Annotated in this window: 17 protein-coding genes; 8 read left to right on the top strand and 9 right to left on the bottom strand. The window is 67.3% G+C overall.

What is annotated here, in order from left to right; all coding sequences use genetic code 11:
- Window positions 1–16 precede the first annotated feature (16 nt).
- Window positions 17–12,391, top strand: coding sequence for a filamentous haemagglutinin family protein (locus SriyCCGPB3_RS11980; RefSeq protein ID WP_350259294.1), 12,375 nt, complete (start codon window positions 17–19; stop codon window positions 12,389–12,391).
- Window positions 12,392–12,815: 424 nt separating this feature from the next.
- Here SriyCCGPB3_RS11980 and SriyCCGPB3_RS11975 read toward each other — a convergent pair whose 3' ends face one another.
- Genes SriyCCGPB3_RS11975 through gspH form a run of 3 tightly spaced genes read right to left on the bottom strand, consistent with a single transcriptional unit; the run spans window position 12,816 to window position 14,232 of the window.
- Complete coding sequence (locus SriyCCGPB3_RS11975; RefSeq protein ID WP_350259293.1) at window positions 12,816–13,430, bottom strand: prepilin-type N-terminal cleavage/methylation domain-containing protein; 615 nt, start codon at window positions 13,428–13,430, stop codon at window positions 12,816–12,818.
- Complete coding sequence (gspI, locus tag SriyCCGPB3_RS11970; RefSeq protein ID WP_032128115.1) at window positions 13,427–13,789, bottom strand: type II secretion system minor pseudopilin GspI; 363 nt, start codon at window positions 13,787–13,789, stop codon at window positions 13,427–13,429. The genes SriyCCGPB3_RS11975 and gspI overlap by 4 nt, the downstream gene beginning before the upstream one ends.
- Window positions 13,786–14,232 (bottom strand): type II secretion system minor pseudopilin GspH, encoded by a 447-nt coding sequence (gene gspH, locus SriyCCGPB3_RS11965; protein ID WP_049462512.1) that lies wholly within the window; start codon window positions 14,230–14,232, stop codon window positions 13,786–13,788. The genes gspI and gspH overlap by 4 nt, the downstream gene beginning before the upstream one ends.
- A gap of 104 nt (window positions 14,233–14,336) precedes the next feature.
- Between gspH and SriyCCGPB3_RS11960 the strand changes: the two genes are divergently transcribed.
- A complete protein-coding gene (locus SriyCCGPB3_RS11960; protein ID WP_350259292.1) occupies window positions 14,337–14,801 on the top strand; it encodes a hypothetical protein in 465 nt (154 codons plus the stop codon).
- Window positions 14,802–14,901: 100 nt separating this feature from the next.
- Here the strand turns inward: SriyCCGPB3_RS11960 and SriyCCGPB3_RS11955 are convergent, their stop codons facing one another.
- Complete coding sequence (locus SriyCCGPB3_RS11955) at window positions 14,902–15,237, bottom strand: hypothetical protein (protein ID WP_049399766.1); 336 nt, start codon at window positions 15,235–15,237, stop codon at window positions 14,902–14,904.
- Window positions 15,238–15,438: 201 nt separating this feature from the next.
- On the opposite strand from SriyCCGPB3_RS11955, the gene SriyCCGPB3_RS11950 reads away from it, so the two are divergent.
- The 6 genes from SriyCCGPB3_RS11950 to SriyCCGPB3_RS11925 all read left to right on the top strand — a co-directional run bounded on the left by SriyCCGPB3_RS11950 (window position 15,439) and on the right by SriyCCGPB3_RS11925 (window position 22,222).
- Complete coding sequence (locus SriyCCGPB3_RS11950; RefSeq protein WP_049399765.1) at window positions 15,439–17,055, top strand: ShlB/FhaC/HecB family hemolysin secretion/activation protein; 1,617 nt, start codon at window positions 15,439–15,441, stop codon at window positions 17,053–17,055.
- 38 nt (window positions 17,056–17,093) lie between these two features.
- On the top strand, window positions 17,094–18,878 hold the full coding sequence (locus tag SriyCCGPB3_RS11945; RefSeq protein ID WP_350259291.1) for a DUF2341 domain-containing protein: 1,785 nt from the start codon (window positions 17,094–17,096) through the stop codon (window positions 18,876–18,878).
- Between the two features lie 10 nt (window positions 18,879–18,888).
- Window positions 18,889–19,302, top strand: coding sequence for an ExbD/TolR family protein (locus SriyCCGPB3_RS11940; RefSeq protein ID WP_005409874.1), 414 nt, complete (start codon window positions 18,889–18,891; stop codon window positions 19,300–19,302).
- Window positions 19,303–19,341: 39 nt separating this feature from the next.
- Window positions 19,342–20,007 (top strand): cell envelope integrity protein TolA, encoded by a 666-nt coding sequence (locus SriyCCGPB3_RS11935; RefSeq protein WP_049399763.1) that lies wholly within the window; start codon window positions 19,342–19,344, stop codon window positions 20,005–20,007.
- Window positions 20,008–20,048: 41 nt separating this feature from the next.
- Window positions 20,049–21,794 (top strand): putative porin, encoded by a 1,746-nt coding sequence (locus SriyCCGPB3_RS11930; protein ID WP_012511241.1) that lies wholly within the window; start codon window positions 20,049–20,051, stop codon window positions 21,792–21,794.
- A gap of 98 nt (window positions 21,795–21,892) precedes the next feature.
- The gene (locus SriyCCGPB3_RS11925; RefSeq protein WP_005409871.1) at window positions 21,893–22,222 is read left to right on the top strand and encodes a hypothetical protein; all 330 of its coding nucleotides are present in this window, start codon (window positions 21,893–21,895) and stop codon (window positions 22,220–22,222) included.
- Between the two features lie 131 nt (window positions 22,223–22,353).
- Here SriyCCGPB3_RS11925 and SriyCCGPB3_RS11920 read toward each other — a convergent pair whose 3' ends face one another.
- The 5 genes from SriyCCGPB3_RS11920 to SriyCCGPB3_RS11900 all read right to left on the bottom strand — a co-directional run bounded on the left by SriyCCGPB3_RS11920 (window position 22,354) and on the right by SriyCCGPB3_RS11900 (window position 26,694).
- Window positions 22,354–23,748: an ABC-F family ATP-binding cassette domain-containing protein gene (locus SriyCCGPB3_RS11920; protein WP_350259290.1), complete on the bottom strand. Its 1,395-nt coding sequence runs from the start codon at window positions 23,746–23,748 to the stop codon at window positions 22,354–22,356.
- Between the two features lie 126 nt (window positions 23,749–23,874).
- Window positions 23,875–24,264 (bottom strand): OsmC family protein, encoded by a 390-nt coding sequence (locus tag SriyCCGPB3_RS11915; protein ID WP_350259289.1) that lies wholly within the window; start codon window positions 24,262–24,264, stop codon window positions 23,875–23,877.
- 115 nt (window positions 24,265–24,379) lie between these two features.
- On the bottom strand, window positions 24,380–25,021 hold the full coding sequence (locus SriyCCGPB3_RS11910; protein WP_350259288.1) for a hydrolase: 642 nt from the start codon (window positions 25,019–25,021) through the stop codon (window positions 24,380–24,382).
- A gap of 54 nt (window positions 25,022–25,075) precedes the next feature.
- On the bottom strand, window positions 25,076–25,756 hold the full coding sequence (locus SriyCCGPB3_RS11905; protein WP_164161901.1) for a hydrolase: 681 nt from the start codon (window positions 25,754–25,756) through the stop codon (window positions 25,076–25,078).
- 71 nt (window positions 25,757–25,827) lie between these two features.
- On the bottom strand, window positions 25,828–26,694 hold the full coding sequence (locus SriyCCGPB3_RS11900) for a pirin family protein (RefSeq protein WP_350259287.1): 867 nt from the start codon (window positions 26,692–26,694) through the stop codon (window positions 25,828–25,830).
- Window positions 26,695–26,816 lie beyond the last annotated feature (122 nt).

The raw sequence follows: 26,816 nt of genomic DNA, 5'->3' as shown, positions 1-26,816 counted from the left end.
GTCGCTCGAGGTCCTGATGTCGCACCCGCACATGCCCGTCCTGCACACTGCGCCACGCAGCCATCCGATGGCCTGGGCCATCGCGCTCGCCCTGGGGGCCGCGCCGATGGTGTCTGCCCAGGCGCAGCAGGCATTCTCGCCAGGCTGGTTTGCCGACCGCGGTGCAGCGCAGGGCGCAGCCGCGCAGAGCGGGCGCATGCCCAACGGTGTGCCGATCCAGTTCCAGTTGCCTGTCCAGCAACAGGATGCAGCGCGACAGAAACTGCAGCAGTCGATCGACAATCTGGGCACCGCCGCGCAGGCCATTGCGCTGCAGCAGCGCTTGCAGGAGCAGGCGCGCACGCAGCAGCGCGCCGCCGGGTTTGTGATTGCTGACGGCCTCGGCAAGGACGGCCTGAAGGTTGATGAGAATCCGCTGACCCGTGGCTGGGTGAATGCACGCGAAGCGATCCAGTCACAGGGCAGCGACGGCAAGGTGCAGGTCAGCATCGAGCAGACCGCCGACCGCGCGATCCTGAACTGGGAAACCTTCAACATCGGCGGCAACACCACGCTCGATTTCAAACAGAATGCGGACTGGGCGGTGCTGAACCGGGTCAATGATCCGAGCGCGCGTCCGAGCCAGATCCTCGGCCAGCTGAAGGCCAACGGCACCGTGTTCGTGGTCAATCGCAACGGCGTGGTGTTCGGCAACAACAGCCAGGTCAACGTGGGCAATCTGGTCGCGGCAGCGACACGGATCAGCGATGGCCAGTTCCGTGACAACGGCCTGTACAGTGGCGACAACAACACCGCTGCGCTCACCGATGCCTTCGGCAAGGTCCTGGTTGAGCAGGGTGCACGCATCACCACGCAGGCGCCTGCCTCGGCAACCCGCGCCGGTGGTTATGTGCTGCTGGCCGGCCACACCGTGGAGAATGCAGGGCAGATTGAAACGCGCAAGGGCCAGACGCAGTTGGCCGCTGGTGACGCGTTCGTGATACGACGTGGTGTGGGTACCGCGCAGAACACCGCATCGACCACAGCCGGCAACGAGATCGCGCCACGCATCGCGGCCGGCAGCAATGCCGGCAGCGTGCGCAACAGCGGCCTGATCCAGGCGCGCGAGGGCGACATCACGCTGGCCGGGCGCAGGGTGGAACAGGCCGGCGTAGCCGTGGCCACTACCACGCTGGACCAGCGCGGCACGGTGCACCTGCTCAACGCCATCAGCGACCGTGCCGGTACGGTCACCCTGGCCAGCGGCGCGACCACGGCGGTGCTGATCGAAGACGATGGCAAGAACACGGCCCTGGACAGCCGCCGTGATGCGTTGGTCAAGGCTTCGGCCGAGCAGGACCTGCTGCGCGGCGCCAGCAGCACTGGCACATTCGACAATCTCTCGCGCATGCAGGACCGGCGTGACCAGTCACGCGTGGAGATTGTGTCCGGCGGCGACGTGAATTTCCAGGACGGTTCGCTGACCGTGGCCACCGGCGGTCAGGTGGTAGCGGAAGCCGCACGCCGGACTTACGCCGGCAATGCCGCGCGCATTGATGTGTCCGGTGCGGTGGGCGTGCGGGTTGCGATGGAGAGCAACAACGTCCAGGTGAAGGTGCAGGGCAACGAACTGCGTGATTCGCCCGACAACCGCGACAGCGGCAAGCTGATCAGCAGCGAGGTCTGGATCGATCGCCGCCAGCTGCAGCACGTGGCCGCAGGCACCGGTGGCAACACCGCCGAGCGCTGGTATGCCGGTGGTGGCCTGCTGGAAGTCGGGGGGTATCTCGACAACCAGGGCCATTCGATCGGCGAATGGGCCGCGCAGGGCGGTACCGTGCAATTGTCCGGCAGCGAAGTGGTCACCCATGCCGGCTCGAGGATCAACCTGGCTGGCGGCAACCTGGATGTGCAGAGCGGTGCCATCAAGCAGAGCTGGTTGCGTGGCACCGACGGTCAGCTGTACCGGCTGGATGATGCGCCGGCCGAGATGCGGTACGACGGCTTGTATCGGGGCTTTGAAGTAAAGCAGGAGCGCTGGGGAGCCACCGATGTGTTCCGCAATCCGCTGATCGGTGCCGAACAGCGGGTGGAGAACGGCTATACCGTGGGCCGCGACGCGGGCCGTCTGCTGGTGTCCGCGCCCAGTGCGGTACTGCAGGGTCAGGTGGCGACCGATACTTTCCAGGGTGCGCAGCAATCGAAGACACCCGATGCTGCGCGCGACGGCTACGCGCAGGCGCAGACCGCCGTAGCGCGCAATGCCCAGCTGTGGCTTGGGCGCTACGACGGCAACGGCAGAAACGCGGTGTTCGACACACAAGTGCGGATCGTCGATGGCGGGCTGCCTGCCGCCGACGTGTCCCTGCAGGCGCCGCTGCAACAGGAACAGCGCAATACGCTGTGGCTGGATGCCAACCAGCTCAGCGCGCAGCAGTGGGGACGCATCGATCTGGCCAGCGGTGGCAGCATCGCGGTGGAGGGTGCGCTGCGCCTGCAGGACGGTGGCCAGCTGGTGCTCACGGCCGCCGATGTACTGCTGGGGGGTGACATTCAGATCGCGGGTGGACAGGTGCAGGCGGGCAATGAACTGACCCGCGTGGGCGCTCCCGCCGCCTGGCTGCTGCAGGGCGGCCGTTCGCACGTGGCCCTGGCGGAGGGCACGCGCATCGATCTCAGTGGCCGCTGGGTGAATGCGTTGCTGGAACCGGCGTCCAGCCCGGGCATGGCGTGGACCGACGGCGGCAAGCTGCGGCTGCAGAACAGCCATGATGTTGTGGTACCGGGCAGCGACGTGCGCGTCGATGGCGGCGGTCGGGTTGATGCAAAGGGCAAGGTCACGATCGGCAAGGGCGGCGACGTCAGCCTGCAGGCAGCGAGCGTGGCCGACAGCAGTGGACGGGTCGGTCGCCTGCAGCTGTCCGGCGATGCACGCTTGAGCGCGCTCGGCGGCGGCAGCGGTACGCTGTCGTTGAGCGATGGTGGACGTATCGTGATCGGCGGGCAGCCGGCCGACGGCGCACTCACCCTGCAGGAGACCCTGTTCAACAAGGGCTTTGCCAGCTATGACATCAATGGCCAGCAAGGTGTGGAGGTGGCGGACGGAGCCATCGTCGCCGTGCGCATGCCGGGCCTGCGCCTGGCCGAAGCAGCGATGCAGGCACGCGACCGGCACGACGCATTGCAGGTCTGGTCGGCACCCCTGTACAGCGCGGATCCGATCACCGGCAGGTTCAGTCAGCGCAACGGTGCGAGCCTGACGCTGCGTTCACAGCAGGGCGAGGCCGGTGGTGATCTGCGCATCGGTCGCGGCGCCCTGGTCAGCGTGGATGCCGGTCAATCGATCACCCTGCGCGGCGCGGGCAGCATCACGGTTGATGGCAGCCTGAAAGCGGCGGGTGGCCGCATCCGCCTGGATGACATTCGCGAACCGACCAGCCTGTTCGATTCGCAGCGCAACGAGCGCACCTACCGCATCGGTGCACAGGGTGTACTCGACGTCAGCGGTAACGCCTTCACTGCGCGTGATGCCAGTGGCCGCCTGCGCGGGCAGGTGCGCAAGGGGGGCAGCATCGAGATTGGAGGCGCGCTCGACTGGGACGGCCAGGACAACGTGCCTGACCGGCCGGTGGATGCATTCGTGGTGGTTGAACGCGGTGCGAAACTGCTGGCCAACGGCAGTTCGGCGCAGCTGGACATCGATGGCGCCGGCCGCCAGGATGTGGCCAGCGATGGCGGCACCATCGTGGTGCGCTCGGCCAATGCGCTGTACTTGCAGGGCGCTCTGCAGGCCGCTGCAGGCGGCGCCGGCGCGCAGGGCGGAACCCTGGGTATCGCCTTCGGAGGCAGCATCCATGCGGGCGGTGCCAGCGAAGATGTGTTGGCGCCGCGCGCCATCGTGCTCAGCCAGGACGATCGCGAGCAGGCCGTGCCGGCGAAGCTGCAGTACGGGCACGCACGCCTGTCGGCGGCGCAGGTCGGTGCCGGTGGTTTCGACAATCTTTCGCTGTTCGGCAACGTGCGTGCCGAAGGTGATGTGGAACTGCGCCTCGGCCAGAGCCTGCGCTTCCAAGGTCTGCAACAGGATGGGCTGGGCATGCTGCAGGGCGGCAGCGCTGGCGGCCTGCTTGCGCTGAGCGCGCCCTACGTGCGCTTGGCGCAGAGCAGCTGGTTGAGGCTGCCTGGCGATACCCTGGTCGGTACCGCTGCCGTGGCGGTGGATACCAGTCGCCAGCATCGCTTCAGTGTGGATGCGGACCTGATCGACCTGCGCAATACCACCTGGCTGGCGGGGTTTGATGACGTGCAACTGCGCAGTCGCGGCGATCTGCGCTTCCTGGGCAGTGGCGCAGCGCTCGGCAGTACCGGCGCGCAGCTGATCGCGCCGCGCAGCCTGGACGTAACCGCAGCGCAGCTGTACCCGGTGGCCGATGCGGGCGGCGTGCTGGCGGCCGGTGTGTCGCAGCCGGGCAGTGCGATCAGCCGCTGGGATGATGCCGAAGGCATCGTGCGCATCCATGGTCTTGGCGGGGCGGTTCCAGTCCTGCCGTTGTCGGTGTCCGGCGGCCTGTCAGTGGTGGCAGCGACCATCGAGCAGGGCGGCATCCTCCGGGCGCCGTTGGGCGCCATCACCCTGGGCGGTACCGATGCCGACGGGCGCCGGGCCGGCTCGGTGACGCTGCTGCCCGGAAGCGTGACCTCCACCAGCGGCGCGGGGCTCAGTGTGCCGTTCGGTGGCACCGTCGATGGCGTGGACTGGCGCAGGGACGGCAGCGCCCATGCCATACCGCCGGTAGGCGGTGTCGCGCCCGGCGCGGACCCCAAGGGCATCGCCATCATCAGCAGCCGTACCGAGGTGGCCGAAGGGGCGCTGCTGGATCTCTCCGGCGGCGGCGAGTTGACCGGTGCTGCCTTTGTCAGCGGGCGCGGTGGCTCGGTCGACATCCTGCGCCATGCATTGGCCGATGCCAATCCGCGTTATGGCTTCAGCGAATCGGCCAGTCCGGTATATGCGATCCTGCCCGGCTACACCGGCAGTGCAGCGCCGCTGGGATTGAGTGACGGCTCGCTGGACCCTGGCATTGGCCAGCAGATCACGATTCCCGCAGGCGTGCCTGGATTGCCGGCCGGCACCTACACGTTGTTGCCGGCCAGCTTCGCGCTGCAGCAGGGCGCGTTCCGGGTGGAGCTGGGGCGCACCGGCGCGGTCGGCATCGGTGCACCGCTGGCCACCGGCACCGGCTCCTGGATGGTCGGCGGACACACGGGGTCGGCGCTGGGTGGCCTGCGTTCGCCCTTGCTGACCGCGTTGCTGCTGACCCCGGCCGATACCGTTCGCCGGCATTCCAGCTACAACGAGACCAGCTACAACGCATTCGTGACCACGTCGGCACAACGGTTGGGCACGCCGCGCGGCTGGCAGACCGTCGATGCCGGCACGCTGCGCCTCGGGCTTGGCAATGGCGCCGGCAGGGACGGCACGCCCGCTGTGAGTTTCCAGGGCCAGACCCGGTTTGCGCCGGCGGCGGGCAGCGCCGGCATTGGCGGTTCGGTGGAAGTGAACCTGGTCAACCGGCTGGGTGAACTGGAAGTGGTGGCGGCCGGTCGCACGCCCAGTTCTACTGGCAATGGTGCCACCATCGAGGCGGACGTGCTCAACGCGTTGCAGCCCTCGCGCCTGGTGCTCAACGCACAGGTCCGCGCGACCAGCAACCAGCGCCTGCAGGTGGCCGGTGTCGGCCAGAACCTGGTGTTGCGTGACGGCGCGGTCCTGCGTGCGCCTGAGGTGATTCTGGGGGCGGTGGCCGGAGGCAAGGGCGTGCGCGTGGAGGCAGGCGCAGGCATCGACACGCTCGGTCGCGGCGCCGCTCCGTTGCCCGACAACGCCGGTTTCTACTACCAGGCCGAAGGCGGAGTGATGGTGGTGTCCAACGGGCGCACCGATCTGCTGGCCGCGCCCTTGCGCGAGGGAGCCGATCCGTCGCTGGTCAGCTTCGACATCGGCACCTGCGACCCGGGCCGTCAGTGTGCGGGCCAGGCACGATTGGTGTCGGAGGGAAGCATCAACGTCGCCACCAATGGCGGCCTGCAGCTGCGCGACACGGCCAGCTACGGCACCCGCCAGCTCGGCGTCAGCGTGGCGGCGATCAATCTGGGTAGCGACGATGCCATCGCGCAGGCCGCCGCGGCCGCCGCTTTGCCGCCGGGCATGCTGATGAACCAGCAGGTGCTGACCAGCTTGCTGCGCGGCAATACCGCCACCGGCGCACCGGCACTGGAGACGCTGAAGCTCTCGGCGGCCGAGTCAATCAATGTATTCGGCAGTGTCGATCTTGATACGCGCGACAGCGCGACCGGCAAGTCGAGCCTGCGCACCCTGGTGCTGGGCGCACCGGCCATCCATGGCTATGGCGACAGCAGCGACCGTGCGCGCATCTTCGCCGGCAACCTCACCTGGGCCGGTGCACTTGCGGCAAGTGGGTTTGCGGATTCGAATGCCGCGCAGCCCGGCGGGGCGGCGATGGTCGACCGCCTTGGCAGTGGCCAGCTGGACATCATTGCCGATACGTTGCGGCTCGGCCCGGCGCCACAGTCGTGGCCCGCCTCGGAGGTCGTGGCCGGACGCCAGGTCCTCGGCTTCGCCGGGGTGAACCTGCGTGCCGCACAGCAGGTGGTCTTCGCCGGCAATGGTGCGTTGAATGTGCATCAGTTCCAGGGCGCCTACGACCCAGCCAAGGGCTGGACCTACAGTGGCGGCAACCTCGATATCCAGGCACCGCTGGTCACTGCCGAAGCAGGCGCGAAGCTGGCGGTGACTGCTGGTGGCACGCTGCGCGTGCACGGCGCAGGCGCCTCGACGGCGGCCGATGCTCTGGGCGCAGAATTGACGCTGGACGCCGACGATATTCTCCTCGACACCCGTATCGCGCTGGCCTCGGGCCGCCTGGCGGCCACGGCGGCCCGCTCGGTGCAGCTTGGCAGCAGCGCCAACCTCGATCTGTCCGGGCGCAAGGTCAGCCTGTTCGATGTGGATACCTACAGTGTCGGCGGTGACGTCACGCTGACAGCAACGGAAGGTGACGTGCGCAGCGACGCAGCATCGCGCGTCGATCTGTCGGCGCAGAACAACCGCGCGGGTCGTCTCACCGTGACCGCGCTGGGTACTGCCGGCGGGCATGTCGACCTGGCAGGACGGCTGCTTGGCCAGGCCAGCGGCACGCTGGACGCAGGTGGCAGCCTGGTGCCGTATGAGAACGGTGAGCTGGTGGTGCGCGCACGTGAACTGACAGACTTCAGTGGCCTCAACCAGCGCCTTACCCGCGACGGTGTCACTGGAGCGCGCAGCTTCCAGATCAAGCAGGGAGACCTGCTGATCGGCGACGAAGTGAAAGCGCGCAAGGTGGATATCAGCGTCGACGGTGGTGCGCTGCGGGTGCTCGGGCGCATCGACGCCAGCGGCGACCAGGTTGGCAGCATCCGCCTGGCCGCGCGCGATGGCCTGCATTTGGACGGAAGCCTGGACGCCCACGGCACGGCACTGCGTGTGGACAGCTATGGCAAGATCATCGACAGCCCGAACCGTGCCATCGTCGAGCTGGAAAGCCGCGATGGGCGCGTGCAGCTGGGTTCGGCGGCGCGGATCGATCTTCGCAGCGGCACCGGCGTTGCCGTCGGTACCGGAGCAGGGCAGAACGATGGACGCGCCCGCGGCACGTTCGTGCTGAACGTGCCGCGAGTGGGCAGCGACGATGCCGGCGTCGATACCGGCAGTGGCGTGCAGGTACTCGGCGCGCGCGATATCTTCGTGACCGGCGTGCGCCGCTATGACGACGCACCCCTGGCTGACACGGCGGATGTGAACGGCCGACGCGGCCAGCTGGTTACCCAGTCGTGGCTGGATACGGTGGTTGACCCAGCCAACACTGCATGGATGAATGCCGCGCTGGGCAATGCCGGGCTGTCGGCACGGCTGGCCACACTGGGGACCGTGCGCCTGCGTCCCGGCGTGGATGTCGTCGGCGCGATCTCGTCCAGCAACCCGCATGGTGATCTGACCGTCAGCGGCGATATCGATCTTTCCGGCTATCGCTACGGCCCGCAGGCCAATCGACAGGACCCCGCGCGACGCGGCTTCGGTGAGGCGGGCGCGTTGCGCCTGCGCGCAGCCGGCGACCTGTTCATCCATGGCAGCATCAACGACGGCTTTGCGCCGCCACCTGCCAGCCCGGATGATCGCGGTTGGCAGCTGGTGCCTGGACAGAGTTTCGGTGCCGGCATTACACCGTTCGGCAGTGACATCCTGGTGCCCAATGACAACGTCGTACTGGAGGCCGGTACGCGCTTCCCGGCGGGTGCCGTGCTGAATTACGCGATTGCGGTGCGCGATGCGGTGCTGCCTGCCGGCACCACGTTGCCGGTGGAGATGACGCTGGGGCAGGCACTTACGTTGCCGGCAGGCTATGTGCTGCCGGCCTCCGTCACGCTGACCGATGGCCAGGTGCATGCCGCAGGTAGCGTGCTGGCGCAGGCGCTGCAGCTGCTCGCTGGTTCGCGCCTGGGCGCCGGTTTCCAGCTGCGCAGCGAGGCCAACGTAAGGGCCACGACCTGGCCGGCCGGCGCGCGATTGCCGACGGAGCTGCGACTGGCGACGCGCACCCCGTTGGCGCGAGGTTCACTGATTCCGGCAATGACCACGCTGGAGCTGGCCGGTGGGCAACCGATCAACCTGCGCCCGGTGGGCAGCGATGGTCGACAGGGGCGCAACTGGGCGTTGGCGCAGATGTTGCCCGAGGGCACCACCTCGTGGGATCTGACCGCCGTTGCGGGCGCCGATACCGAGGCGGCCGATCCGCGCGCACGGCGGATCGGCAGCGGCGATCTGGTGATGGCCGATAGCCATTACGGTGTTGTGCGTGCGGCTACCATGGTCTCCACGTTCGTGCGCGAACAACGGGTGACCGCCCTGGGCGCGCAGCGCGAAGGAGTGGATGCAAGCTGGGTCGGCAAGCCGGTGAAGGCGCTGGCCGAGCACCTGGGCAAGCCCGAGTCTGCGATCTGCGCGGCTGGCAGCAGCTGCGAGGCGGCACCTTACTTGTTCACGGCGCAAGGTGCCGATGAAATGGGCGATCCGTCGCTGGTCGGCATGCCCGTGAAGGAAACTGCCGAGATGTTCGGGATGACCGAAGAGGAGCTGTGCGGTTCGGTCAGTTCGGGCATCTGCGTGATGCCCGGCGAGATGCGTGACGTGGCGACCATGGGTCAACCGAAACATGGCACGCCGCTGTGGAGCGTGCTGCGCACCGGCAGTGGCGACCTGCAGTTGATGGCCGGCCGCGATCTGTCGATGCGCTCGGTGTACGGCGTCTATACCGCGGGAACGCCGACCGCGCTGGGTAATGGCCTCGATGCCCGTTTCCAGTCCGAGCGCGCGCCGCCGTCCGGACGCGAGGCATTGCTCGGGCTGCAGCAGTCCAGCGGTGACTATGACGCGGCACTTGCCGCCTATCGCGCGTGGTATCCGGATCACGGCGGCAACCTGAGCATCGCGGCCGGCCGCGACGTGACCGGGGCAACATGGGGTGCGCTGTCGTCGTCCGGCTCGGCGGCGGGTGACCTGGCCAACCACGCCAGCGGCGCGGTTGCCAACTGGCTGTGGCGCCAGGGCACAGGTGCGGTTGCGGGCGTCGAGCAGCAGCCTGTCGCCTGGTGGATCAACTTCGGCACTTACGCCAATGTGTCCACGTTCTCCAACCCCAGTCCACGCATGGTCGGCTTCACCGGCTTTGGTACGTTGGGTGGCGGCAATCTGGAGATTGATGCGGGCAGGCATGCCGGTGTGACCGATGCCAAGGGTGACGCGCTGAAGAACACAAGCAGCACCCGTTTCTCCACCGCGATCAACGCAGCCGTGGGCTCGACCGGACGTGTTGATGATGGGCGGCTGGTGCTGACAGGTGGTGGCGATCTGAGCCTGCGCGCCAGCGGTGCACTCAACCCGAACCTGATGGCCACTACGATCAATCACGTCAGCAACGAGCAGGACCTGGAACTCAATGGCACATTCACGAACCTGCGCGGCAGCCTGAGTCTTGAGGCCTCCCGCATTGGCGGCAGTGCCGTCGGCATCTCCCAGTACACTGATCCCAGCAGTGGCCTGCGCCCCAGCGATCCGTTCCGCGCTTTCGGTAGCAAGGCGATGGGTGGTCCGGTGCTGGTGCTGGGCGACGCCGTGGCAAACCTGCACGCCCGGGGCGACGTCATCCTGGGCGGCGTCGCCGATGCCGGCCGTGTGGTGCAATTCAATGCGCCGCAGGTGGCGCTGGCGGGAGGCGGTCTTGCGGCGGGTACTACCGGCTTCTCGCTGTGGACCGCGGCCACGGCAGTAAATCTGGTTTCGTTCGGCGGCGACGCCACCCCGCTGACAGCGCATGCCAGCACCCCGGGGCAGAATCTGCGATCGGAATCCACCGGCGACAATTTCGCCTACTGGATCTATCCCTCCAGGCTGCAGGTGCAGGCCACCAGCGGCGACATCAAGTTGGGCGAAGGCGGTGAGAACAACATACTGCTTACCGCTCCTTCCCCTACGGGCAGCATGCAGTTGCTGGCTGGCAATTCGATCATCGCCGGCGATCGGTCACCGTACATCAGCAGCTCTGGTGCGGACACTCGCCTGCCATCCCCGTTCGATCCGGTGTTCACCGCACGGGACGCGAAGGGCACCGAATTGCTCGGCAACATTTCGCCCGATGGCATCAATGCTCGGGTACCCACATGGGGCGATGCCATACCGCTGTTCGCCTTTGGGCCGAACCGTCCCATGGCGGCGGTGGCACGCACCGCCGGGGGCACGCCGAACCGCTTCTACGCAGGCTCGGGCGACATCATCGGTCTGCGCACGGGCGAACAATGGATGCTGAACGCCGCCGGTGGCAGCCGCCGCACCGTTCGCGAGTGGATTGATGTGGCTGCGCCGGTGCAGCTGCGTGCAGGCCAGGACATCCTGTCCAGCACCGTCCTTGCGTTGAACAACAGTGCCAGCGATGTCACGGTGCTGCAGGCCGGGCGGGACATCGTGCATGCCAACGTCACCGTATACGGCAGCGGCAATGTCGATGTCAGCGCCGGCCGTCAGCTGCGCCAGGAAGACCGCGGCAGCATCGTCAGCCGCGGCGGCCTGGTGCAGGGCGACACGCGCCCGGGTGCCAGCATCGCGATGACCGCCGGCAACCAGCAGGTCGACTTCGGCGCCGTGCGTGCACGCTACCTGGATGCGACACGGCTGGCCGATCCCGCGCAGACACTGGCGTCGCAGCCGGGCAAGGTGGTCAAGGTCTATGACAAGGAACTGAAGCAGTGGCTGCTGGAGCGTTTCAACATCAGCGCTGACGGCGCGCAGGCACTGGCCCTGTTCGACACACTGCCACAGGAGCAGCAGCGCATCTTCCTGCGCCAGGTCTACTACGCCGAACTGCGCGAGGGCGGCCGCGAGTACACCGATGCGGATGGCCCGCGCGTAGGCTCCTACCTGCGCGGCCGCGAGGCCATCGCCACCTTGATGCCGGACAAGGATGCAGCGGGCAAGACGATCCAGCGCACCGGCGATATCGTGATGTATGGCGGCGCCGGCGTACGCACCGAGGCCGGTGGCAACATCGAGCTGATGGCGCCGGGCGGGCAGATCGTGGTGGGCGTGGTTGGCGAGGCGCCGCCGGCAAGCGCGGGCCTGGTGACCCAGGGGCAGGGCGACATCCGGCTGTTCAGCCAGGACAGCGTGCTGTTGGGCCTGTCGCGGGTGATGACCACCTTTGGCGGTGACATCCTGGCCTGGTCCGAACAGGGCGATATCAATGCGGGCCGTGGCTCGCGCACCACGCTGGTGTATACCCCGCCACGCCGCCTGTACGACCGTTGGGGCAACGTCAGTCTGTCACCGCTCGCACCGGTCAGTGGTGCCGGCTTCGCTACGCTGGACCCGATTCCCGAAGTGCCGCCGGGCGACGTCGACCTGATCGCGCCGCTGGGCACCATCGATGCGGGCGAAGCGGGCATCCGTGTCTCGGGCAACATCAACCTCGCCGCCCTGCAGGTGCTCAACGCGGCCAACATCCAGGTGCAGGGTGAGAGCAAGGGCCTGCCGGTGCTGGCCACGGTGAACGTCAATGCGCTGGCTTCGGCCAGTGCGGCAGCGAACAGCGCCAGCCAGGCGGCACAGGACGTGATGCGCAAGAGCCAGGACGATGCACGACGCAACCAGCCATCGGTGATCAGCGTGCAGATCCTCGGTTTCGGCAGTGGCACCAGCAGCATTGCGCCGCCGGCACGCGGCACTACTGCCAACAGCGGCTACGACGCCAACAGCGCGTTCCAGTTCCCGCAGGCAAGCCGCGACGAGGGCACGCAGCGCCGGTAGGCATCGCGCGATCCCGGTAGGTGCCGACCTTGGTCGGCACACACCGCTGCCGATCTCGGTCGGCAGTAGATCCACGGCAGGCATGGACGCGAACGGGCCGGAAGAACAGACAGCATCGGGCCAGCCGCCAGGGAGCGGTGGCGGCCCCAGCCAGGACGGCACGGAGGGCAGGGAGAGGCCATCAGCGGTGAGGACCACCGACACAGCGCCGCCGGGTGCAGGAGAGCACCCGGCGGCAGGAGGGACGCGCGCATGTGTCACGGTAGATGCCGACCTTGGTCGGCAGTAGATCCACGCCATGCGTGGATGGCTTGGCCAGCGTCAGTGCCGACCAAGGTCGGCACCCACCAGAGCAGGCCGCGCAGCAGGAACAGGCTCGGCAGTAGATCCACGCCATAGGTGGATGCATTGCCACGAACCAATCCTAAAGCTCCAGCACCCGCCGGTAACTCAACGGCCCACGCCCATCGCGCAGTCCCAACCGCAGTTCAAGTCCGGTGGCCGGCAATACCTCGCCCTCGCTCGGCAACACGGCCCATCCCGTTCCAGGCTGCCACGCCCGCACCTCGAACCGCTGCACATCGCGCGCCACCGCAATGCCCTTCGACGGATCCGGTGCGGGCAGGGGATACCGGTCCGTAGCCGCACCACTGGCCCGCCACAGCGTGCTGCCCTGCCGCCACCAGCGCACCCGCTGCCAGTGCAGCCCATCACTGCCGACACTGCGGGTGATCTCCAGCGCGAAGCTGCCATCCGGGTGCCGCTCGCTCACCAGCGACGGGGGCACCAATCGCTGCGGACGATCTGCCGGGCGCACCGCGCCATTCATCAGCGCATCGTCTGCGCGCATCTCGATATCCCGCTGGAACTGCTGCAGCACGCGCAGCGCCGTCGTGGTCTCTGCATCGGCCTGGCGCAGGCGCTGGTCGCTGCTGGCCACGCTGTCCAGCGCACGCCAGCAGATCAGCGCCAGCACGCCCATGATGGTGATCGCGATCATCACCTCGATCAGGGTGAAACCTGCTGCGGTACGCTTCATTGCGCCGCCGTCCACGGCAGCTGCATCCGCGCCAGCGACTGTCGCGGTGCATCTTCGGCCACCACGGTCAATTCCAGTTGCGGCTGCCCGTCGCTGCCGGTGCCCAGATGCTGCAGGACCAGGAAGCTGCCGCGTCCCTGCACACAGCGCTGCCGGGCATCCTGCGGCGGCTGCCCGGCGAGGCGCAGCTCCTGCCAGCGGTCCTGCGCACACAACAGCGCCAGGCGACGGTCGCGCAGCCGTGACTGATCGTCGGTCGCTACTGCCACCGAGCGCATCACCGCAGCCAGTGCAATCGATACGATCGCCAGCGCGATCAACACCTCGATCAGGGTGAATCCGCGCGCCGTCTGCTTCACTGCACGACCTGCAATTGTCCGCTGCCATCATCACGAAGACGCAGTGCGCGGCCGTCCAGCGACAGTCCAAGCTCCCAGGCGGTACCGATCCACTCCGGGCTCAGCTCGATGGCGTTGGTGGGCTGCACCGCGATGCCTGCAGCCTGCCACTTCTGTGGACGCAGCAGATCATCGCGTTCGACGGTGACCCAGCGGCTGCCTTCGAGGCGGCTGAAACGATAGCCGGCGGCGTCGGCCTGCCAGCGCAGGGGGCGGCCATCGATGCGGGCCTCGTCGCGCGCCACCTGCAGGCGCTGCGCCAGTCGTTCGCCTTCCTGCCGCAGCTGGCGCGCGGGGTCGAGCAGACTGCCCAGGCCCAGGCCGATGCCTGCCGTGCAGATGCCGATGATCACCAGCACCACCATCAGTTCCAGCAGGGTGAAACCACGCGGGATGCGTCGCATCGACATTGCCTCCTGTCCCTTGCCGATGCGTGCCAGCGTAGGCCCGCATGATGAAACAAAAGCGTCAGCCGCACCTGCTAGCGTAGGCGGACACGAACGTGGCGATGATGTGGAACATGGACGGCAGGCGCTGGGATCGGAATCGGATGTTGACCCTGCTGGCGGCGACGCTGCTGCTGGCCGTGGTGGCCTATTGGAGCGTCACCCTGTCTGCGGTGGCGCCAGCGGCGGCCGCGAGCGAAGCGCATGCCGAGGCGCCGGTACGGCCGATGTTCGATGCAGTGGCCAGCCTGCCACTGGTGCGGCTGCTGTCTCCCGGCGCGGTGCAGGCCGAGGTGGTCGTGCTGGGCGTGATGGCGGGTGACCATGCGCCATTGGCCCTGCTCTCGGTAGATGGACGCCCAGCGGAAGCGTATGCGCCCGGCCAACGACTCGGACCCTGCACGGTACTGGCCAGCATCAGCGCCAGCGCTGTGGAACTGAACCAGGCCGGGCAATCGCGCAGCCTGCCGGTGCCCGCGCTGCCACCGGTGCCAAGCGATGGCATCGTGCCCGCCAGCTCCCTGTAGAGCCGAGCCCACGCTCGGCTGCGTCTGGAAGAACAGTCGAGCATGGCTCGACTCCACAAAATCCTGCCGAGCGCGGGCCCGGCTCTACAGCTGCGCAGGCTCAACGCGCCGGACGCTGCGGTTCCACCGAACGACCAAAGGCATCGCCCATGCGCTGTCGTGTGCCTTCCAGGTTGTACTGCATCAGCTGGTTGCCCGGCTGCCGCATCAGGCGTTCGGCTTCAGGCAGCGCCGGTGACTTCGCCGATTTCGGCGCCGGGGCCAGTTTGCGTTGCAGGCACTCCCAGGCGGGGATGCGCTCGCCGTTGACCTGTACTTCGATGCAGGGTGCGGCATCGTCCTGCTTCTTCGCCTCTCCGGCCCAGGCCGATGGCAACGCCAGCAACAAGGCAAGGGCGAGGGCAGGGCGAAGGCCCGCCTTCAACGACTCACTCATCTTGAATCTCCTGCGAAAACCGACGCTCAGCAATGAAGACGTATGGCGAAGACAGTGTCCGCCTGCAACTGTTCCGGCGCTGTCAAAAGATGACAGCACTGTCACAAAACTGTTGGCGGTTTTGACGCGACGTACACGTCCTGTTGATAGACCCACGCGCCGCTCCCTGGCCACTCCCTTCGATACGACGCGATGCCTTCGATGACTCCTGTTCCGTGCCGAGCCGTCCGCCTTCCGCTGCGCCTGCATCCGCTGGTGCTGGCTCTGGCCGCGATGCCGCTGCCATTGTTCGCGCAGGACGCGGCGCCTGCGCCCAGCGTGAACATCAATGAATACATCGTGCGCGGCAACACCGTGCTCGATCCGCGCCAGATCGAACGTGCGGTGGAGCCGTTCCTCGGCCCGGGCAAGACCCTGGCCGATGTCGAGAAGGCGCGCGATGCCGTCAATGCGCTGTACCAGCAGGCAGGCTACCAGTCGGTCTACGTCGAGCTGCCCGAGCAGCAGGTCAGTGGTGGCGTGGTGCTGCTGAAGGTGCAGCAGACGCCGATTGGGCAGCTGCGGGTCGTAGGCACGAAGCACGAATCGCCCGAACGCATCCGCGAACGCGTGCCGGCACTTGCCGAGGGCAAGGTGCCGGACTTCGACCAGGCGCAGAAGGAACTGACCGCGCTGAATGAAGGTGGACGTCGGCAGGTGATGCCGCTGGTGCGCGAGGGCCAGGTGCCGGGCACGATGGATGTGGACCTGCAGGTCGAGGAGAAGTCGCCGTGGCGTGCCAGCGCGGCGCTCAACAACGACCACAGCGCCGACACCGAGAAGCTGCGCCTGAGTGCATCGCTGGCCTACGACAACCTGTGGAAGCGCGGGCACAGCGCCAACATCGGCGTGTACCTGGCGCCGGAAGATACCAAGCAGGCCAAGGTGTTCTCGGCCTCGTACATGATGCCGTTCGAGGGCACGCCGTGGAGCCTGGAAGCGTCCGGCTACAAGTCCGACAGCCGCGTGCTGAACGCGGGTGGGCAGGTGGGTACCGGCACCGGAACCAATGTAATCGGCAACGGCCATTCGATCGGTCTCAAGCTCAACTATCGACTGGCCGGCAGCAGCCAGTGGTGGCGCCAGCTCAGCCTCGGCGTGGACTTCAAGGACACCGAGGAAGACACGCAGATGGGCAAGGAGAGCCTGAAGACGCCGCTGAAGTACGCGCCGATCACCCTGGCGTTTGTCGGTGTGCGCCAGGGCGAGCAGGATCAGTTGAGCATCAATACCCAGCTGGTGGCCGGTACCCGCCGCCTGTTCGGCTATGGCAGCGATGCCATCGGATTCGGGCAGAAGCGCTACTGGGCGGACCCCAGTTTCATCGCGTTCAAGGCCGATGTGGCCAACACCCACACCTTCGGCAGCGATTGGCAGTGGTACGCGCGCGGCTCGCTGCAGGTGACCGACGCACCGCTGGTGTCGGCCGAGCAGTTCGCCGCCGGTGGCATGTACACCGTGCGCGGCTATCTGTCGGCCGAGGCGATCGGCGACTACGGCGGCCTGGCCAGCCTGGAATGGCGTACCCCGGCGTGGTCGCTGTGGAGCGGCACGGATCTGCGCGTCTACAGCTTTGCCGACGCCGCCTACCTGCGCCTGCGCCAGCCGCTGCCCGAGCAGCGTGACAAGTACAACCTGGCCTCGGTCGGCCTGGGCGCGCAGCTGCGCCTGGGTGAGCACCTGCAGCTGCGCCTGGACTACGCCTGGCCCTATGCCGATGGCCCGGTCACGCGCAAGGACGACCCACGCCTGCATTTCAACATCAGCACCAGTTACTGACCCTTCCCTTGAACATGCGTTCTCCGGAGACCCTTCGCATGGACCGTTTGCTTTCCCGAGTGTTGTTGCTGCTGGCCGCGCTGCTTGCGCTGCCTGCTGCTGCGGCCGATGCCAATTGGTGGCAGGCCGAATGGAAGTACCGCAAGCCGATCACCGTCGACGCCGGCCCGCAGGGCGCGGGCCTGGCCGGTGACCCGGGCCGCACGCCGCTGCTGCTGCGCCTGCATACCGGCAACTTCGGTTTCGACGGTACCCAGGACGCGGGCAACGACCTGCGCTTCGTGTCGGGCGATGGCCGCACCGTGCTGGCCCATCAGATCGAGCAGTTCGATCCCAAGCTGGGCCTGGCCCTGGTCTGGGTGGACGTGCCGGCAGTCAGCGCTGCCGCGCCGCAGACGATCTGGATGTACTACGGCAATGAGAAGGCACCGGCCAGCGGCAACGGCCAGCAGGTGTTCGACCCGGACTACACGCTGGTCTACCACTTCGCCGAAGCCAATGCGCCGGCACGCGACACCACCGCCTACGGCAACAATGCCGGTGCTGTGGTGCCGCCGTCCGAAGGTTCGGTGATCGGCCGTGGCGTGCAGCTGGGCGCAGGCCCGCTGCCGTTGCCGGCCAGCGCCTCGCTGGCACAGGAAGCGGGGGCGCCGTTGACCCTCTCGGCCTGGATCAAGCCGGGCAGCAACAATGCGGCGCAAGCAATCTATGCCCGTCGCGATGGCGCCTCCGAGCTGGTGGTCGGTATCGAGAACCGGGTGCCGTTCGTGCAACTCAATGGCCAGCGCAGCACGCCGGCACAGCCGATTCCGGAAGGGCAGTGGGCGCACGTGGCACTGACCGCGGAGAAGGGTGCGCTGCAGCTGTACCTCAACGGCCGTGTAGTGGCCCAGCTGAGCGGCGAGCTGCCGGCGCTGGGTACCGCGCCGGTGGTGGGCGCCGATGCCCCGGGTGCGGCGCAGCCGCTGGCCAACTTCGAAGGAGCGCTGGATGAGCTGCGCGTCTCGCGGGTGGCACGCCCGGCGGCGCTGCTGCTGGCCGACGCCACCGCGCAGGGCGCCGATTCACGCCTGATCAGCTACGGTGCCGACGAGCAGTCGGCCGGCCAGAGCCACTTCGCCTTCATCCTCAAGGCGATGCCGTTCGATGCCTGGGTGGTGGTCGCCATCCTTGGCCTGATGATGCTGCTGTCGTGGGCGATCATGATCGCCAAGAGCCGCCACTTCGGCCGGACCAGCAAGGCCAATGCGGTGTTCACCGAGAGTTTCGGCAAGCTGTCCGGCGTGCCGCTGCGCACCCTGTCGGACATGGATCGCCAGGGCAAGGCACCGACTGCGATGCACGATGGCTCGTTGTGGCGCATCTACCAGGTGGCCATCGATGAAATGCAGCAGCGCCACCAGCGCGACGGCAACAGTGGCTACCTGAGTGGCGCCACCATCGCCGCGATCCGTGCCTCGATGGATGCGGTGATGGTGCGCGAGCAGGAGGCGATGGCGCGGCGCATGAACTGGCTGTCGACCACCATCGAAGGCGCGCCCTACGTGGGCCTGTTCGGCACCGTGATCGGCATCATGCTGGTGTTCGTGGTGGCGGCGATGGCCGGCGCAGTGGACATCAACTCGGTGGCGCCCGGCATGGCCGCGGCGCTGCTGTGTACCGCTGCCGGCCTCGGCGTCGCCATCCCGGCACTGTTCGGCTACAACTACCTGGGTGCGCGTGCCGAAGCGATCGGCGCGGATATGGCGGTGTTCATCGACGAGTTCGCCGCGCGCCTGGCCGAAGAGCAGGACGGGCGCGGCCCGGCCGCGGTCCAGGGCTGAGGGGCGCGCCATGGGCCAGAAGGCGAAGTTCGGCATCAAGAAGCGCGAGAAGGGCATCAACGTAACGCCCTTCGTCGACGTGCTGCTGGTGGTGCTGGTGATCTTCATCCTGACCAGCAACGCCTCCATCCCCGGCATCGAGGTCAATCTGCCGAAGGCCAGCAACAGCGTGGCCCTGGAAAAGCCGAAGACCAAGGCGATCACCATCGACCCCAGTGGCCAGGTGTTCCTGGATGCCTACCCGGTGACGATGGCCGAGCTGGAAGACCGGCTGCGTACCGAACGCGCGACCACGCCGGATTTCCCGGTGATCGTGCGCGGTGATGCGCAGGTGCAGTACGCCCGCGTGGTCGAGGTGCTGGACCTGCTGCGGCGCCTGGAGCTGGCCCAGGTCGGCCTGGTCACCGGCAAGGCGCAGGGTTGAGGCATGACGGCCCATCAACCCCCTCGACCGGAGCCCGGCATGCGCGGTCGCCAGTTGCTGGTGACCGTGGCACTGGTGCTGGCCGCGTTGCTGGTGCTCGGCATCGCGGTGTGGTGGCTGTTGTTCAAGGACACCGCCAGCACCCGTCGGCCGGTGGTGCAGCCGCCGATGCTGGCGCTGCCACCCCCTCCGCCGCCGCCCCCGCCGCCCCCGGAAAAACCACCGGAGCCGGAGACACCGCCGGAAGAGACGATGCCCGAACCGGAGCCGCTGGATCAGCCGACGCCGGCCGAAGAGCCGACGCCGACGCCGGATAACAGCGATCCGGTGACGATGAATGCCGACGCGCAGGCCGGTGGTGACAACTTCGGTATCCAGTCCGGCAGTGGTGGCGGTTCGTCCGGCGTTGGCCGTGGTGGCGCCGGCAACGCTACCTACGGCCGCTACCTGGGCTACCTGATGCAGCAGGCGATCTCGCGCGACGACAAGGTCAAGCGCCTGGCGTTCCAGCTGCAGGTGAATGTGTGGCTGGCCAACGACGGCCGCTTGGAAAAGGTCGAACTGGTACGCGGCAGTGGCAACGAGGAGGCCGACGCGGCCGTGCTCGATGCCCTGCGTCGCATCGGCAAGGTTGACCAGGCACCGCCGCCGTCACTCGATTTCCCTGCCCGCGTCCTGATCCAGGGCCGCCGGCCCGGGGCCTGACTCCGACTTCCGTGATTTCCCTTCTTTCGATGAGAACCGTGATGAACGACCACGTCCGCGCACGAACCGACTCCCGCCGCCCGCGGCCGGCCCGACGGGCGCTGCTGTGCTGCGCCGTGCTGCTCAGCCTGGCCGCCCCGGCCGGTGCGATGGCGGCCGAAACCACCATGGTCAAGCTGATCAAGGGCCTGATCGCCAGCGGTGCACTGAAACCCGAAGACGGCCAGGCACTGCTGGTACAGGCCGAAGCCGAAGCGGCGGCCGCACAGCGCACTGCAGCCACGGGCAGCACCGCGGCGAGCGGTGGCGTGGCCCTGGAGGCCGGTGACGTGCGCGTGCCGTACGTACCGCAGAGCGTGCGCGACGGTATCCGCGACGAAGTGCGCCAGGACGTGATGGCGCAGGCGAAGTCGGAAGGCTGGGCGGCACCCAACGAAGTGGCCGAGTGGACCAAGCGCATCAAGGTCACCGGTGACATGCGTGTGCGCAGCGAGTCGCGCTTCTACTCCGAGCGCAACAGCGACATCGTGAGCAACTGGTCGTCGATCAACTCCGGCAACGGCTTCGACACCAACACCAATACCAACCTGCAGTTGCCGCCGCTGCTGAACACCCGCCAGGACCGCCGTAACCTGTGGCGCATCCGTGCCCGCCTGGGCATCGAGGCAACCATTGGCCAGCACACCACGGCCGGCGTGCGCCTGGCCAGCGGCAGCAGCAATGGCCCGGTGTCGACCACCGAGCAGCTAGGCGGCGGCCTGAGCAAGAAGGACGTGTGGCTGGACCAGGCCTGGCTGGCCTACAGCCCGGCGGACTGGGTGACGGTGCGTGGCGGCCGCTTCGGCAATCCGTTCTGGACCAGCGACACGCTGTTCTCCAACGATCTCAACTTCGATGGCCTGGCCGCGAACCTGAAGTATGACTTCGATGGTGGCGACCTCGACCTGTTCGGCAACCTCGCGGTGGTACCGCTGGAGTACACCTCCGACAGCTCGCCGAGCCAGAGCAAGGTCAAGACTCCGAACGAGAACAAGTGGCTGTCCGGTGCCCAGGTGGGCGTGAACTGGCGCTTCAACGATGACAACGCGCTGCGTGCTGCGCTGGGCTACTACGACTTCAAGAACATCAGCGGTCGCCTGTCCTCAACGTGCTCGCTGTACTCGGGTGCGGTGGGCTGCGACACCGACTGGTCGCGCCCGGCGTTCATGCAGAAGGGAAATACCCTGATGCTGATCCGCAACATCGCGCGCAATCCGGTGGATCCGGCCGGTACGCCGACCCCGCAGTATGTCGGCCTGGCCTCGGCGTTCCGCCTGGCCACGCTGAACCTGCGCTGGGACACGCAGCTGGCGCAGGGCATCGGTCTGCGCCTGGATGGCGACTACATCCGCAACCTGGCCTACGACAAGCAGGCCATGTTCAGTCGTGCCCAGAACGGCATCGTCAACAACTACGGCGCCGGCGATACTGTCGGCATCGATACCTTCCGCAGTGGCGACACCGCATGGATGGTGCAGGCCACCTTCGGTGCCACCGAGCTGAAGGAGAAGGGCCAGTGGCAGGCGCTGCTGGGCTACAAGCACATCGAGGCCGACGCACTGCCCGATGCCTACAACGATCCGAACTTCCACCTGGGCGGCACCAACGCCCGCGGCTACTACGTGGGCGGCGCCTACGCGCTGGATGCACGCAGCTGGATCAGCGGCAAGTGGATGGCGGCCAAGGAAGTGTCCGGCGCGCCGCTGTCGATCGACGTGTTCCAGCTGGAGTTCAACACCGGGTTCTGAGTGGCGGGCGTGATGCGGATCACGTAGTGCGTGGCGGGGGCGCAGCGATGCGCCCGTCTAAGGAAAGGAGACCACGCGTTGTTCAAAAGGAGGAGTGGATGAGCCGTCGCAAGCTGTTCGAGAGTCCCGAACCGTCCAGCCAGATGCTGGGTGTTGGACCGGCCTATGTTTCAGTGGAGGGCCTGCGCCAGCACCTGGCCGAGTTCCTGCTGTATGCGGGCCGGCCGGTGGTGATCATGCGCGGGCGCAGCGAAGTGGGCTATTTCCTGCCGGCGCGCTGCTGGCGCCAGCGTGACGATGATCCGCTGGCGGCGGCTGCCGCCGACCAGCTGCTGGATGCGGCCGGCTTCCAGGCCGAGGACATCCAGCAGGTGGAGCAGGAATTCAACGCCATGCGCCAGCGTACCGTGCTGCATTCACGGCGCTGAGCCTTCCGTAGAGCCGGGCCCATGCTCGGCTTTTCGGGCGGTTGCACGCGACGTTGGCAACAGCCCCTGCCGTTGCCTTCGGCTCTACAGTAGATCCACGCCGTATGTGGATAGGCCACACCCGGCGGCAGCTACAACGCCAGCACCTGTCCCGGCTCCAGCGCCTGCAGAAACGCGTCGTCATGCGACACCACCACCAAAGTGCCCGGGAACACCCGCAGCACCTGCAGCAGGTGCATCCGCAGCGTCATGTCCAGGTTGTTGGTTGGTTCGTCCAGAACCAGCAGCGCTGGGGGCTTGGCCGCCATCAATGCCAATGAAAGCCGCGCCCGTTCGCCACCGGACAATGCGGACACGGGCGTCTGCGCCGTGGCATCGCCGCGGAACAGGAAGTCGGCCAGGTGCAGCCGGCACTGGGTCTGGCTCCAGTCCGGCATCTGGGCAGACAGCGCCTGGAGAGGCGTGGCCTGCATCGGCAGGTCCCGGTAGTGCTGGTCGAGCAGGGCGATCTGATCAGCTGGCGGCAGCAACCAGTCACCATCACGGCGGATGCTTGGGTCGCCGCACAGCGCGCGTGCCAGCGTGGACTTGCCGCTGCCGTTGTCACCGGTGATCGCCAGGCGATCGCCGACATCCAGGCGCAGATGCAGTCCACCCAGCACCGTTTCCGTGGCATGCGCCACGCTGGCGTCGGTCAGCTGCACCACCACTCCCTCACGTCGCCAGCCGGCCGGCAACGCGAAGGCAGGCTCGATGATGGTCTCGCGCTGCAGGTCATTGCGACGAGCCACGATGTCTTCCTGCTGCTCACGGATCAGCAGTTGCTTGCTGCCGGCGGTGGTATTGCCACGGCCGAGCTTGGTGGCTGAACGCACGCCGCCCCACTTGCGCTGTTCCACCTTGCGCACACCGCGTTCCCGCGAGCTGGCAGCGCGCTGCTGTTCGCGCATCAACGCCTCATGGGCCTGGCCGCGCTCCTGATCCAGCTGGCGCAGCTGCCGGTCGCTGGCCTCGCGTCGCTGCTGCAGGTCCGCCTGATAGTCGCGGTAGCGGCCGCCGAAGTGGCTCACGCGCCCGCCACGTATGTGCCAGAGCTCATTACAGAGCGCATCGATCAGGGCTTCATCGTGGGTGGCCACCAACAGTGCGCCGTGGAACTGGCGCAGGCGCGCGATCAGCGAGCGGCGTGCACTGCGGTCCAGGTGATTGCTGGGTTCATCGAGCAGCAGTACATCGGGGGCGGCATCGAGCGCGCGGGCGAGCGCATGGCGCATCTGCTCGCCGCCGCTGCGAGCGGAGTCATCCAGCACGTGCTGCGGCACGTAGGCGATGCGTGCGCCATCGCGCCGGATGATGGTCCCGCCACTGGGCACCAGAGTACCGGCCAACATCTGCAGCAGGCAGCTCTTGCCACTGCCGTTGTCGCCGATCAGGGCGATGCGGGCACCTGAGGGCAGGTGCAGGTTGACGTCGGCCAGCAGGGCGCGGCCGTTGAAATCCAGATCCAAAGCATGGGCACGTAACATCGCGTGCGGTCCTCCTGTTGCTGCGCGCTCACTGCATCCGAACGCGGACGCGCAGCTTGGAACAGGGGCGAGGCCGGAGCAAGCGAGGAACCGGCCAAGATCCGCCGCAGGTGGGCCAGACCTCCTTCAGCCGCGCTCACTGGTGATGCGCGCACCTTCGCGCATCACCAGCGTCACCGGGGTCCTTTCCACCACCTCCAGCAACCGCTGCCACTGCGCATCGCTCAGCTCGGCGCTGGCATGCAGCACGCGGTGCACGTGGAAGCGTCCATCTTCGTCGCGTTCCGAGCGCAGCTCGGCATGGAACTCGCCCAGCTCCCAGCCCTTGCGTTGCGCATACATGCGCAGGGTGATGGCGGTGCAGGCGGCCAGCGAGGCCAGGTACAGATCGAAGGGCGCGAAGCCCTTGCCCTGACCGCCCAGCGAGGCGGGCTCGTCCGCGTCTACATCAAAGCTTCCATTGCTGATGTGGTGCAGGTAGTTGTCGCCGGCCGAAACAATGCGCGCGTAGGCCATCACATTCTCCATCTGTCTCTAGCGTCGAGCCACGCTCGACCAACCCACTGTAAAGTCGAGCCGTGCTCGACTGCTCCAAAAGGCGGCGCCAGCCAAGGCCAGCGCCGCCACGAAATCACTCGGTACGATCGTACGAGAACTGGATGCCTGCCGTACCACCGGTTTCAATGAAGAGATTCATGAAAGCCGGCACCGTTTCCGAGCGGGCCCAGTCGCGCTGCAGCTCGCAGAACAGCTGCGGCACGCTGATCAACTGGCCCCCGGCCTGTTCGATGCGGCGTAGTGCTGCGTCATGCGCCGCCAGCGAGGTACCGCCAACGGCATCGACCACCACGTACACCTCATAGCCTTCCTTCAACGCATCCAGGGCCGGGAAAGTCAGGCAGGCTTCGGTCCACAGTGCGGTCATGATCAGCTTGCGGCGGCCGGTGGCCTCCACCGCCTTGCGGAACTCGACGTCTTCCCAGGAATTGATGGTGGTGCGGTCGTAGGTGGGGTAGTCGCCCAGCACCTTGCGCAGCTGCGGAATCGGCGGCTTGTTCAGGCCGGTCTTGACGTTGACCGTCGAATGCACGATCGGCAGACCGTAAGCCACAGCTGCCCTGGCGGTGCCGACGATGTTGTTGACCAGCAGCTGGCGGTCCATCGAGGCGATGGAGTTCACCTGCACCGGCTGGTAGTCGATGATGATGAAGGTGGAATTCTGCGGCGTCAGCAGATGATCGCTGGCCGGGTCTCGGATCGGTTCACTGGACATGATGGGTCTCCGGTTGAAAGGAGTGCCGACAGCGGGCCGGCACCCGGGGGCAGCTCAGCTGCGCTGCGAATCCAGCTGCTCCTGGTTCTTCTGCACGTCCTGCGCCTTCAGGTAGCTCTCGATCAGCAGCTGGTAGTTCGGGAAGATCTTCGTGTAGACCTCGGCCCACTGCTGGGCATCGTCGCGGTTCCAGGTGCGCTGGATCTCCGAGGCCACCGCAGCGGTGTCCATCGGTACCACGCCGGCCTGCACCACGCGGGCCAGGGTGATCTCTTCGGCCATCTTCGAATAGGTACCCGAGGCATCGATCACCGCGAACACCTGGTAGCCATCGGCCACGGCGGCGATCGACGGGAAGGCCATGCACACGCTGGTGATGGTGCCGGCGATGATCAGCTGCTTGCGGCCGGTGGCCTTCACTGCAGCAACGAATTCCGGGTTGTCCCAAGCGTTGATCTCACCCTTGCGCGCCACGTACTGAGCATGCGGGGCCGCGTCGTGGATCTCCGGGATCAGCGGGCCGTTCGGGCCCTGCGGGACCGAGGCGGTGGTGATCACCGGCATCTTTGCCAGCGTGGCCATCTTCGCCAGCGCAGTGGCGTGGGCGCGCACGCTGGTGAATGGCATGTCACCGATGGTCTGGAACAGGCCGCTCTGGTGGTCGATCAGCAGCATCGCGGCGTTGTCCGGATCGATCACCGGGCGGGCACCGTTGAAGTTGGCGGGGGTACTCATGGTCAGTCTCCTGGGGAAGGTGGGCGATGGCCCGTTGGCGCGGCGGGTCATCACCCGCCGCGCGGAAGCGCTCAGTGCGCGATCTGGCCGAAACGGCCGCTGTTGAAGTCGTTGACCGCCTGTGTGATCTCGGCCTGGCTGTTCATCACGAACGGGCCATAGCCCACCACCGGCTCGTCGATCGGCTCGCCGCTGAGCAGCAGCACAGTGGCGTCGCTGTCGGCGTCGACGAACACGTCCTCGCCGCTGCGATCGAAGGTGACCAACTGCGCCTCGCCGACCGGCTGGCCGCCGTTGATCCGGACCTGGCCCTTCAACACCACCAGCGCCAGCGTGCGGCCATCGGCCACCGGCAGTTCGGCGTGGTGGCCCTGCTGCAGGCGGATGTCCCAGACATCCATCGGCGTGTGGGTACGGGCCGGACCGGCGTGGCCGTCGAAGCGGCCCGCGATGACACGCACGCGGCCGGCGCCCTCAGGCAGATCCACCGAGGGGATCTCTGCGTCAAGCAGGGTCTGGTAGCCCGGTGCGCCCATCTTGTCCCGCGCCGGCAGGTTGACCCACAGCTGGACCATGTCCAGCGTGCCGCCGCGCTTGCTGAATTCCGGCGTGTGGAATTCCTCGTGGAGGATGCCGGAGGCAGCCGTCATCCACTGCACGTCACCCGGGCCGATGGTGCCGCCGGCCCCGGTCGAATCGCGGTGGGCGACCTCGCCCTCATAGACGATGGTGACCGTCTCGAAACCGCGGTGCGGATGCTGGCCGACACCACGCGGGGTATCACTGGGCGCGAAGCTGTACGGGCCGGCATAGTCCAGCAGCAGGAACGGGCTCAGGTGCTGGCCGTGGGTGTTGTAGGAAAACATCGAGCGGGCGGGGAATCCGTCGCCCACCCAGTGCGGGCGGGGGGCGCTGTAGGTACCGGTGACACGCTTCATGGCGATCTCCTGGCCGGGGCTGCCGGCCGCTGTTCTTCGTTGCAGGAGACGATATCGCCGCGACAATTGGGCCGGTAGACGCCAATATTTGCCGTCATAGTCCTATCTGGTGAACAATGGGT

This window comes from Stenotrophomonas riyadhensis, from assembly GCF_040256885.1.
GTDB classification, from domain to species: Bacteria; Pseudomonadota; Gammaproteobacteria; order Xanthomonadales; family Xanthomonadaceae; genus Stenotrophomonas; species Stenotrophomonas riyadhensis.
Note: the sequence above shows the minus strand (reverse complement) of the source record. Positions and strands in the feature narration are given on the sequence as shown.